The following is a 12,035-nucleotide window of genomic DNA, read 5'->3' on the forward strand; positions in this document are numbered from 1 at the left end:
CTGTAACTCGGCGCGATCTTAGCCGACCCGTTATTCATAATTATGAATTCAGTTTCGCTACACTGGGCTGACACACACCACCCATGACGCCCCCGCCCACCGCCCCCCTCGCCGCCCTGCCGCTGTATGAACAGGTGGCGGACCAGCTTCGCCAGCGCATCCTGGCACGCGAGCTGGAGCCGGGCGCCTGGGTGGACGAGCTCAAGCTCTGCGGCGAACTGGGCATCAGCCGCACGCCCATGCGCGAGGCGCTGAAGGTGCTGGCCGCCGAAGGCCTGGTGACGATGAAGCTGCGCCGCGGCGCCTACGTCACCGAGATGAGCGAGCGGGACGTACGGGAAGCCTATCAACTGCTGTCCCTTCTAGAAAGTGACGCCGCGGCGGAAGTCGCCGCGCGCGCCACCGACGCGGAGCTGGCCGAACTGGGCGAACTGCACCGGGCGCTGGAGGCGGCACTGCCGGACCGGGACGCCTTTTTCGCCGCCAACGAGCGCTTTCACCTGCGCGTGCTGGAGATAGACGGCAACCGCTGGCGGCTGCAGATCGTCGGCGACCTGCGCCGGCTGATGAAGCTCAACCGCCACCACTCGCTGTTCCGGGAGGGCCGGCTGGCGGAATCGCTTGACGAGCACCGCGCCATCGTCAAGGCCTTGCTGTCGCGGGATGCGGTGGCCTGCCGCGCGCTCGTGACAGCGCACTTCTGCAACGGGCTGAGCGCCACGCAGACAGCTTCTTGAAAGGAATCGGTGCAGCCGTGAACTGCCACCGAAAGCCCGCCCTTATCGCCACGTGAAGCGCGTGGCCGCTGAATAGCATGCCAGTCAGTGGGTAAACCACCCAGGGTCCGTGCATGCGAGGAACGGCCGGGGTGAACGCGCGGGCGGGATTCGAGAACAAATTCCTCAAGTCACGCCCGCCAGACCCGATAACCGACTGAAGCTCTAAAAACCGCGAGTTACAAGTTGCCCCCTGCCCCGGGGGCGCTGGAGCTCGCACCCGAAAAGCCCCGGCGTCGAGGGGCGCAGATCCGATTCGACGCACGGCCGCTGCCTGCTCTCCAGCCAGCGGCCGACAGCACAACTGCAGGTGAGAAACCATGGCAACCGTCATCCCGTTCATTCCCGTTTCGCGTATTCCTGGCCTGACCACGACGACGATCCGGGACTTCACGACCGAAGACTGGGCCGCCTTCAGCACCGACCAGTTGATTGCCCTGACCAGCACCCAGGCCGCTGCGATCACCTCCAGCGGCCTTTCTGCGTTGAGCAGCGACCAGATCCGGGCATTCCAGACGGAGGATCTGCGCTCGATCACGACCACGGCGCTGGCCGGGTTCCGGTCTGACCAGATCAATGCGTTCACCACCAACCAGGTGCAGGCCCTGACGACACAGCAGGTCGCATCGCTGTCCAGCAGCCAGGTTGTGGGCCTGACGACGGAAGGCATCGTCCAGCTCAGCTCGTCGCAGGTCGCGGCCATCGGCAGCAACGCGCTGAAGGCACTGGGCACCGACCAGGTCGCCGCCATCGAGTCCGGCGACATCAAGGTCATCACGACGACGGCGCTGCGCGCGCTGACCAGCTCGCAGCTGGACGCACTGACCACGGACCAGCTGCAGGCGCTGACGTCCACCCAGCTGAACGCACTGACCTCCAGCCAGCTGCGTAGCCTCAACACCGATGACCTGAACGCGCTGACAACGGACCAGTTCTCCAAGCTCAGCACGGCGCAGATTGCCGCCCTGACGACAACGCAGATTGCCGCCATGGAGACGGCCGACCTGGCCGCGCTGACCAGCGCCCAGTGGGCCGCGCTGGGCTCCGCCCAGATCGCCGCACTGTCCACCGATTCGCTGCCCAGCATGGAAACGGCCGACCTGCGCGCCATCACCACCGCCGCGCTCGCCGGGTTCTCCAGTGACCAGCTGAAATCGCTCACGTCCGGCGAGGTTGCCGCGCTGACGACCACGCAGCTGGGCAAGCTGAGCACAACGCAGCTTCAGGGGCTGGAAACCGATGACATGGCGGCGCTGACGTCCGGCCAGATCGCCACTTTGAGCAGCGACCAGTTCAAGGCGCTGACGACCGACCAGATTGCCGCCATCGAATCCGGCGACATCAAGTCCATCACGACGGTGGCGCTGCGCGCGCTGTCGAGCGCGCAACTGGACGCGCTGACCAGCGACCAGCTGCAGGCGTTGTCGTCCACCCAGCTCAACGCGCTGACGACCACGCAACTGCGCGGCCTGAACACCGATGACCTGAATGCGCTGACGACCGATCAGGTGTCCAAGCTGGGCACGGCGCAGATCGCCGCGTTGACGACAACGCAGATTGCCGCCATGGAGACGGCCGACCTGGCCGCGATGACCAGCGCCCAGTGGGCCGCACTGGGCTCCGCCCAGATCGCCGCGCTGTCCACCGACTCCCTGCCCAGCATGGAGACGGCCGACCTGCGTGCCATCACCACCGCGGCGCTGGCCGGTTTCTCCAGCGATCAGATCAAGTCGCTGGTGTCCGGCGAAGTCGCCGCGCTGACCACCGTTCAGCTCGGCAAGCTGACGACCACCCAGTTGCAAGGCCTGGAGACGGACGACGTCGCCGCGCTGAACTCCAGCCAGATCGCCGCATTGAGCAGCGACCAGTTCAAGGCGCTGACGACCGACCAGATCGCCGCCATCGAGTCCGGCGACATCAAGGCCATCTCCACCGTGGCGCTGCGCGGGCTGACCAGCGCCCAGCTGGACGCGCTGACCAGCGACCAGCTGCAAGCGTTGTCGTCCACCCAGCTCAACGCACTGACGTCCACGCAGCTGCAAAGCCTGAAGACGGACGACCTGAATGCACTGACGACCGACCAGTTCTCCAAGCTCAGCACGGCCCAGATCGCCGCGCTGACCACCGCGCAGATCGCCGGCATGGAAACCGCTGACCTGGCCGCGCTGTCCAGCGCCCAGTGGGCCGTGCTGAGTTCTGCCCAGGTGGCCGCGCTGACGACCGATGCGCTGCCCAGCATGGAGACGGCCGACCTGCGTGCCATCACCACCGCCGCGCTGGCTGGGCTCTCCAGCGACCAGATCAAGTCGCTGGTGTCCGGTGAAGTCGGCGCGCTGACGACCACCCAGCTGTCCAAGCTGTCGACTACCCAGCTGCAAGGCCTGGAGACGGACGACATGGCCGCGCTGTCGTCGACCCAGATCGGCGCGCTGTCGTCGGACCAGTTCAAGGCGCTGACGACCGACCAGATCGCCGCCATCGAGTCCGGCGACATCAAGTCCATCACGACGGTCGCGCTGCGCGCGCTGTCCAGCGCCCAGCTGGATGCGCTGACCAGCGACCAGCTGCAGGCCCTGTCCTCGACCCAGCTCAATTCGCTGACGACCACGCAGCTGCAGAGCCTGAAGACGGACGATCTCAACGCGTTGACGACGGATCAGTTCTCCAAGCTCAGCACCGCCCAGGTCGCCGCGCTGACGACGGCCCAGATCGCCGGCATGGAAACCGCTGACCTGGCCGCGCTGACCAGCAGCCAGTGGGCCGCACTGGGCTCCGCGCAGATCGCCGCGCTGTCCACCGACGCGCTGCCCAGCATGGAGACGGCCGACCTGCGTGCCATCACCACCGCTGCGCTCGCCGGCTTCTCCAGCGACCAGATCAAGTCCCTGGTCTCGGCCGAGGTCGCCGCGCTGACGACCACGCAGCTGGCCAAGCTGTCGACCACCCAGCTGCAAGGCCTGGAGACGGACGACATGGCCGCGCTGTCGTCGGCGCACATCGCCGCGCTGAGCAGCGACCAGCTCAAGGCACTGACGACGGACCAGATCGCCGCCATCGAGTCCGGCGACATCAAGTCCATCACCACCGTGGCGCTGCGCGCGCTGTCCAGCGCCCAGCTGGATGCGCTGACCAGCGACCAGCTGCAGGCCCTGTCCTCGACCCAGCTCAACGCGCTGACCTCCACCCAGCTGCAGAGCCTGGGCTCCGCCGACCTCAACGCGCTGACGACCGACCAGTTCGCCAAGCTCAGCACCGGCCAGGTGGCGCTGCTGACGACGGCCCAGGTCGCCGGCATGGAGACGGCCGACCTGGCCGCGCTGACCAGCAGCCAGTGGGCAGCGCTGGGCTCCGCCCAGATTGCAGCGCTGTCCACCGACGCGCTGCCCAGCATGGAGACGGCCGACCTGCGTGCCATCACCACCGCCGCGCTGGCGGGCTTCTCCAGCGACCAGATCAAGTCGCTGGTTTCCGGGGAAGTTGGCGCGCTGACGACCACCCAGTTGGCCAAGCTCACCACGGGCCAGTTGCAAGGTCTGGAGACCGACGACATCGTCGCGCTGTCGTCGTCGCACATCGCCGCGCTGAGCAGCGACCAGCTCAAGGCGCTGACGACGGACCAGATCGCCGCCATCGAGTCTGGCGACATCAAGTCCATCACCACCGTGGCGCTGCGCGCCCTGTCGACGGCGCAGATCGATGCGCTGACCAGTGACCAGCTGCGCGCGCTGACCAGCACGCAGCTGAATGCGTTGACGACGACGCCGCAGGTCATCGGCATCACGACCGACGACCTCAACTCGCTGACGACCGACCAGATCGCGCGCCTGTCCACTGGCCAGATCCTGGCGCTGACGACCGCCCAGCTCAGCAACCTGTCCACCGACCTGCTGCGCGCCATGTCCACGGGCCAGTGGGCCACGCTGACGTCCAGCCAGATCGCCTCGCTGACGACCGATCAGCTGCCCGGCATGGAGACGGCCGACCTGCGCGCCATCACCACCGCCGCGCTGGCTGGGTTCTCCAGCGACCAGATCAAGTCGCTGACGTCGACCGAAGTCGCCGCTTTCTCTACCAACCAACTGGTGAAGCTGTCGACGACGCAGCTGCAAGGCCTGGAAACCGACGACATGGCTGCGCTGTCCAGCAGCCAGATCGCCTCGCTGACGTCCGACCAGCTCAAGGCGCTGACCACCGACCAGCTGCCGGCCATCGAATCCGGCGACATCAAGTCCATCACCACCGTGGCGCTGCGTGCGCTGTCCAGCGCCCAGCTGGATGCGCTGACCAGCGACCAGCTGCAGGCGCTGAGCTCCACGCAGCTCAATGCGCTGACCTCCACCCAGCTGCAGAGCCTGAAGACGGACGATCTCAACGCGCTGACGACCGACCAGTTCTCCAAGCTCAGCACGGCGCAAGTCGCGCTGCTGACGACGGCCCAGATCGCCGCGATGGAAACCGCTGATCTCGCGGCCATGACCAGCAGCCAGTGGGCCGCGCTGGGCTCCGCGCAGATCGCGGCGCTGTCCACCGACGCGCTGCCCAGCATGGAGACGGCCGACCTGCGTGCCATCACCACCGCCGCGCTGGCGGGCTTCTCCAGCGACCAGATCAAGTCGCTGACGTCCACCGAAGTCGCCGCCTTCTCCACCAACCAATTGGTGAAGCTGTCGACGACGCAGCTGCAAGGCCTGGAGACGGACGACATGGCTGCGCTGTCCAGCAGCCAGATCGCCTCGCTGACGTCCGACCAGCTCAAGGCGCTGACGACCGACCAGCTGCCGGCCATCGAATCCGGCGACATCAAGTCGATCACGACGGTCGCGCTGCGCGCGCTGTCCAGCGCCCAGCTGGATTCGCTGACCAGCGACCAGCTGCAGGCGCTGAGCTCCACGCAGCTCAATGCGCTGACCTCCACCCAGCTGCAGAGCCTGAAGACGGACGATCTCAACGCGCTGACCACCGACCAGTTCTCCAAGCTCAGCACGGCGCAGGTCGCGCTGCTGACGACGGCCCAGATCGCTGCGATGGAAACCGCTGATCTCGCGGCCATGACCAGCAGCCAGTGGGCTGCGCTGGGCTCCGCGCAGATCGCCGCGCTGTCGACCGACGCGCTGCCCAGCATGGAGACGGCCGACCTGCGCGCCATCACCACCGCTGCGCTCGCCGGCTTCTCCAGCGACCAGATCAAGTCGCTGACGTCCAGCGAAGTCGCCGCCTTCAGCACGGCGCAGCTCGCCAAGCTGACGACGACTCAGCTGCAGGGTCTGGAGACCGACGACATGGCGGCGCTGACCTCCGGCCAGCTCGCTGCGCTGACGTCTGACCAGCTGAAGTCGCTGACCACCGACCAGATCGCCGCGATCGAGTCCGGCGATATCCGCGCCATCGCGACCGGCTCGCTGCCGGCACTGTCCAGCGCGCAGCTGGACGCGCTGACCAGCGACCAGCTGCAGGCGCTGTCGTCCGCGCAGCTCAACGCGCTGACGTCGACCCAGCTGCAAAGCCTGAAGACCGATGACCTCAACGCGCTGACGACCGACCAGTTCTCCAAGCTCAGCACGGCTCAGGTCGCGCTGCTGACGACGGCCCAGGTGGCCGCGATGGAAACCGCCGACCTGGCCGCCATGACCAGCACGCAGTGGGCGGCGCTGGGTTCTGCCCAGATCGCTGCGCTGTCCACCGACGCCCTGCCCAGCATGGAGACGGCCGACCTGCGCGCCATCACCACCGCAGCACTGGCCGGCTTCTCCAGCGACCAGATCAAGTCGCTGGTGTCCGGCGAGGTCGGCGCCTTCAGCACGGCGCAACTGGCCAAGCTGTCCACCACCCAGTTGCAAGGCCTGGAAACCGACGACATGGTCGCGCTGACCTCCACGCAGATCGGTGCGCTCTCGTCCGACCAGTTCAAGGCGCTGACGACCGACCAGATCGCCGCCATCGAGTCGGTGGACATCAAGTCCATCACCACCGGTGCGCTGCGTGCGCTGTCCACCGCCCAGCTGGACGCGCTGACCAGCGACCAGCTTCAGGCCCTGAGCTCCACCCAGCTCAACTCGCTGACGTCCACGCAGCTGCAGAGCCTGGGCTCGGCCGACCTCAACGCGCTGACCACTGACCAGTTCTCCAAGCTGAGCACCGCCCAGGTTGCCCTGCTGACCACGGCACAGATTGCCGGCATGGAGACCGCCGACCTGGCGGCGCTGACGACTGGCCAGTGGGCGGTGCTGGGCTCCGCGCAGATCGCCGCACTGTCCACCGACGCCCTGCCCAGCATGGAGACGGCCGACCTGCGCGCCATCACCACGGCAGCCCTGGCCGGCTTCTCCAGCGGACAGCTGCAGTCACTGCTGTCGACCGAGGTTGCCGCGCTGACGACCGGCCAGGTGGCCGCGCTGACGACGGCGCAGCTGCCCGGGTTGACAACGGAGCACATGTTGGCGCTGTCGTCCACGCAGGTGTCCGTGCTGAGCTCGGCCCAGGTGCAGGCGCTGTCGACCGACCAGATCGCCGCCATCGAGCCGGACGACCTGCGCTCGCTCACGCCCACCTCGCTGCAGGCCATCACCACGGCCCAGCTCGGCGCGTTGACGACCGACCAGTTGCAAGGCCTGAGCGGCCGCGTCATCTACCTGACGACGTCGCAGATCCAGAGCATGGCGACGGACGACCTGAACGCGTTCACGTCCAACCAGTTCCGCGTGCTGACATCGTCCGAGGTGATGGCCTTCACGACGGCGCAGATCGCAGCGCTGGAGACCGATGACCTGCGTGCCCTGACGACGGCCAATTTCGCGGCGCTGAGCACCGCGCAGATCCACGCCATCACCAGCGACCAGTTCAGCGCCCTGACCTCCGCGCAGATCACCGCGCTGACGACGGCCCAGGCGCAGGCCCTCACGACCGACCAGATCCACGCGCTGACCAGCGCGCAGATCGCCGGCCTCGAGACCCGCGACATGCAGGCCATGACCGACCCGCAACTGTTGTCGCTGACCAGCGAAGCGGTGGGCGCGATGAGCGACGCGCAGTTCAACACGCTGCTGTCGATCACGCCCATCGCGCTGGACCTGGATGGCCACGGCGTCAACACGCTGGCAGCGGCGCAGGGGGTCAACTTCGACCTGCTGGGCACCGGCCAGGTGAACAAGGTCGGCTGGGTGGCGGGCGGCGACGGCCTGCTGGTGATGGACCGCAACCTCGACGGCGTCATCAACAACGGCAGCGAGCTGTTCGGCATGGGCACCATCCTGGCCAACGGCAAGCGCGCCACGGACGGCTATGTCGCGATGGCCGAGCAGGACAGCAACCACGACGGCCGCCTCGACCAGAAGGACGCCCACTGGAAGGAGCTCAAGGTCTGGGTGGATGCCAACCACGACGGCAAGACCGACTCGGGCGAGCTGAAGTCGCTGGAGGACCTGGGCATCGTGTCGCTGGACCTGAATGCCGCCAAGGGCACGACGGTGGACAACGGCAACCTGCTGGGCCTGGTGTCCAGCTACACGACGACCGACGGCAGCCAGCACCAGATGGCCGACGTCTGGTTCGCCAAGGACGTGCAGCCGCAGAAGGCCGACGACGCCCAGGCGCCGGTGACGCTGACCGACGTGCTGGCCCCGGCAGCCGGCGCGCTGCTGGCGGCCGAGCCGATTGACCTGGCCAAGGCCAGCCACGCGGCGGCCTCCGGCGCAGACGCGCACCTCGCTGCCATCGACCGCAAGCTGGCCGAGGACGAGGAACTGCGCCGCAACAACGGCGGCGCACTGATCTGACGACGCGGCCCGGGGCAACCGTGCCCCGCTGACGCCGCCAACCCGGCGGCCCCGACAGGCCCGGTGGAGCAATCCACCGGGCCTGTTCTCATTGCAACGGCGTCCGGGCCGCGGGCCCGCCCGCTGGCGTGCACGGGTTCTCAGCGGTTTCCTGCGCCAAACACTCGGCCTATCCCCTCCCCAACAACTATAGTTTTCCCTGGCTGTTTGAAAATTCGAGCGCCTTGCATCAGCGGCATCATGCGGGCCAGTTCAAACGCTCCAACACCGGCGCGCCCTTCGCGCCCTGCCCTCGGAAACCTCCGCGCATGAAAGCAGTCATATTGGCCGGCGGCCTCGGAACCCGGATTTCCGAGGAAACCCATCTGCGCCCGAAGCCGATGATCGAGATCGGGGGCAAACCCATCCTCTGGCACATCCTGAAGATTTATGCCCACCACGGCGTGACGGAATTCATCGTGTGCTGCGGCTACAAGGGTTATCTGATCAAGGAATATTTCGCCAACTACTTTCTGCACCAGTCCGACATCACCTTCGACCTGGCCAACAACCGGATGGAGTTGCACGAGCAGCATTCCGAGCCCTGGAAGGTGACGCTGGTGGACACCGGCGAGAAGACGCAGACCGGCGGCCGGCTGCGCCGGGTGGCGTCGCACCTGCGGGACGGCGAACCCTTCTGCCTGACCTATGGCGACGGCGTCGGCGACGTGGACATCGCGGCGGCCATTGCCAAGCACAAGGCCAGCGGGCTGTCGGCCACGGTGACAGCCACCTACCCGGCGGGCCGCTTCGGCGCGCTGGACATCCAGGACGGCCAGGTGCTGTCCTTCGCCGAGAAGCCACGCGGTGACGGCGGGCTCATCAACGGCGGCTTCTTCGTGCTGGAGAAGTCGGTGCTGCCGTTGATTGCAGGTGACGACACCGTCTGGGAGCGCGAGCCGATGGAAACGCTGGCCGCGACGGGCCAGCTGGGCTGCCACATCCACGAAGGCTTCTGGCAGCCCATGGACACGCTGCGCGACCGCGTCTACCTGGAGGAGCTGTGGAACAGCGGCAACGCGCCCTGGAAGGTGTGGAGCTGATGAACCGCGCCGCGATGCCTTTCAGCTGGGCCGGCCGCCGCGTGCTGCTGACCGGGCACACCGGCTTCAAGGGCAGCTGGCTGGCGCTGTGGCTGCAGCGCCTGGGCGCGCAGGTCAGCGGTGTCGCGCTGCCCCCGCCGAGCGAGCCCAGCCTGTTCGAGCTGGCCCGCGTGCGCGAGCTGGTCAGCCACCACGAGGCCGACATCCGCGACCTGGCCGCCGTGCACGCCGCGCTGCAGACTGAGCAGCCCGAGCTGGTCATCCACATGGCCGCGCAGAGCCTGGTGCGGCCGTCGTATGACGACCCGGTCGGCACCTACGCCACCAACGTGATGGGCACCGTCCACGTGCTGGAGGCAGCCCGGCTGCAGCCCACCGTGAAGGCCGTGCTGGTCATCACCACGGACAAGTGCTACGAGAACCGTGAGTGGCCCTGGGGCTACCGCGAGACCGACCCCATGGGCGGCCACGACCCCTACAGCAACAGCAAGGGCTGCGCGGAGCTGGTGTGCAGCGCCTACCGCGCGTCCTTCATGGCCGCGCAGGGCGTGGCGCTGGCCACCGCGCGCGCCGGCAACGTCATCGGCGGCGGCGACTGGGCCCGTGACCGGCTGGTGCCGGACGTGCTGGCCGCCTTCGGCCGCGGCGAGCCGGTGCAGCTTCGCCACCCGCAGGCCGTGCGCCCCTGGCAGCACGTGCTGGAGCCGCTGAACGGCTACCTGATGCTGGCCCAGCGCCTGCTGGCCGGCGACGCCGACGCCGCGCAGGCCTGGAACTTCGGCCCCCGCGACGACGATGCCCGCCCCGTGGGCGACGTGGTGGACGAACTGGCCCGCCGCTGGGGCGATGATGCGCGCACAGCGCAGCAGCCCGGCGACCACCCGCACGAAGCCAACTGGCTGAAGCTGGACACCAGCCTCGCCCGCCAGCGCCTGGCCTGGCGCCCGCGCCTGGACCTGGGCCGCGCGCTGCAGCTGACGGTGGACTGGCACCGCGGCTGGCTGGCCGGCGCTGACGCGCGGGCCCTGACCCTGGAACAGATTGCAAGCTACGAGGCCCTGGCCTGATGGACAACGACAAGACCCGCGCCCTGCGCGCACAGATCGCCACCTTGGTGCAACAGTATGCCGAGGAAGCACTGCGACCGCAGGCCTTCTTCCCCGGCGTCAGCGTCATCCCGCCGTCCGGCAAGCTGATCGGCGTGGAAGAGCTGCAGCTGATGGTGGAGGCCTCGCTGGACGGCTGGCTCACCACCGGCCGCTTCAACACGCAGTTCGAACGCGAGCTGGCCGCCTTCATCGGCGTGAAGCATGCGCTGAGCGTGAACTCCGGCTCGTCCGCCAACCTGGTGGCCTTCCACGCGCTGACGTCGCCGCGCCTGGGCGATCGCGCCATCCAGCCCGGTGACGAGGTCATCACCGTCGCGGCCGGCTTCCCGACGACGGTCAACCCGATCCTGCAGTTCGGCGCCGTGCCGGTGTTCGTCGACGTGGACCGCCACACGCACAACATCGACGTCAGCCAGCTCGAACTCGCGCTGAGCCCCAGGACCAAGGCCATCATGATTGCCCACTCGCTGGGCAACCCGTTCGACCTCGGCGCCGTCACCGCCTTCTGCAAGGCCCACGGCCTGTGGCTGGTGGAGGACTGCTGCGACGCCCTGGGCTCCACCTACGACGGCCGCAAGGTCGGCACCTTCGGCGACATCGCCACGCTGAGCTTCTACCCGGCGCACCACATCACGATGGGCGAAGGCGGCGCGGTGTTCACGAACAACGACGAACTGCGCACCATCGCCGAGAGCTTCCGCGACTGGGGCCGCGACTGCTACTGCGCCCCTGGCAAGGACAACACCTGCGGCAAGCGCTTCGGCTGGAGCTGCGAGCAGCTGGGCGGCAGCCTGCCGGCCGGCTACGACCACAAGTACACCTACAGCCACCGCGGCTTCAACCTGAAGATCACCGACATGCAGGCCGCCTGCGGCGTCGCGCAGATCGCCAAGGCGCAGTCCTTCATCGATGCGCGCAAGCGCAACTTCCTGATCCTGAAGGAGAAGCTGGCCGCCTGCGAGGAGTTCGTGCAGCTGCCGCAGGCCACGCCCGGCAGCGACCCGGCGTGGTTCGGCTTCCCCATCACGCTGAAGGACAACGCGCCGGTCAGCCGCGTCGACCTGCTGGCCTACCTGGACCAGCAGAAGATCGGCACGCGGCTGCTGTTCGCCGGCAACCTGACGCGCCAGCCCTACATGCAGGGCCAGAACTTCCGCGTGGTCGGCGATCTCGCCAACACCGACCACATCATGAACAACACCTTCTGGATCGGCGTGCAACCCGCGCTGACGCCGGACATGCTGGCCTACGCCGCCCGCCACATCGAGACCTACCTCGGCGTGGACTTCTGAGGAG

5 protein-coding genes are annotated in these 12,035 nt (G+C 67.9%); all 5 read left to right on the forward strand.

The genetic code is table 11. The features are described from left to right. The first annotated feature begins 83 nt into the window (after positions 1–83). The 5 genes from ACG04Q_RS07375 to rfbH all read left to right on the forward strand — a co-directional run bounded on the left by ACG04Q_RS07375 (position 84) and on the right by rfbH (position 12,031). On the forward strand, positions 84–737 hold the full coding sequence (locus ACG04Q_RS07375; RefSeq protein ID WP_394510244.1) for a GntR family transcriptional regulator: 654 nt from the start codon (positions 84–86) through the stop codon (positions 735–737). Positions 738–1,096: 359 nt separating this feature from the next. Further along, the gene (locus ACG04Q_RS07380) at positions 1,097–8,548 is read left to right on the forward strand and encodes a beta strand repeat-containing protein (RefSeq protein ID WP_394510245.1); all 7,452 of its coding nucleotides are present in this window, start codon (positions 1,097–1,099) and stop codon (positions 8,546–8,548) included. A 308-nt stretch (positions 8,549–8,856) separates the two neighbouring features. Continuing rightward, on the forward strand, positions 8,857–9,630 hold the full coding sequence (rfbF, locus tag ACG04Q_RS07385) for a glucose-1-phosphate cytidylyltransferase (RefSeq protein WP_394510246.1): 774 nt from the start codon (positions 8,857–8,859) through the stop codon (positions 9,628–9,630). Further along, a complete protein-coding gene (gene rfbG, locus ACG04Q_RS07390; RefSeq protein ID WP_394510484.1) occupies positions 9,630–10,697 on the forward strand; it encodes a CDP-glucose 4,6-dehydratase in 1,068 nt (355 codons plus the stop codon). Before rfbF ends, rfbG begins: the two co-directional genes overlap by 1 nt. Next, complete coding sequence (gene rfbH / locus ACG04Q_RS07395; protein ID WP_394510247.1) at positions 10,697–12,031, forward strand: lipopolysaccharide biosynthesis protein RfbH; 1,335 nt, start codon at positions 10,697–10,699, stop codon at positions 12,029–12,031. Before rfbG ends, rfbH begins: the two co-directional genes overlap by 1 nt. The last annotated feature ends 4 nt before the right edge of the window (positions 12,032–12,035 follow it).

Source organism: Pelomonas lactea (assembly GCF_043555885.1).
GTDB lineage: Bacteria > Pseudomonadota > Gammaproteobacteria > Burkholderiales > Burkholderiaceae_C > Pelomonas > Pelomonas lactea.

Bases quoted from the DNA above. Each gene is read 5' to 3' on its own strand.
- ACG04Q_RS07375 (WP_394510244.1), top strand. From the start codon at position 84: ATGACGCCCCCGCCCACCGCCCCCCTCGCCGCCCTGCCGCTGTATGAA.
- ACG04Q_RS07380 (WP_394510245.1), top strand. From the start codon at position 1,097: ATGGCAACCGTCATCCCGTTCATTCCCGTTTCGCGTATTCCTGGCCTG.
- rfbF (WP_394510246.1), top strand. From the start codon at position 8,857: ATGAAAGCAGTCATATTGGCCGGCGGCCTCGGAACCCGGATTTCCGAG.
- rfbG (WP_394510484.1), top strand. From the start codon at position 9,630: ATGAACCGCGCCGCGATGCCTTTCAGCTGGGCCGGCCGCCGCGTGCTG.
- rfbH (WP_394510247.1), top strand. From the start codon at position 10,697: ATGGACAACGACAAGACCCGCGCCCTGCGCGCACAGATCGCCACCTTG.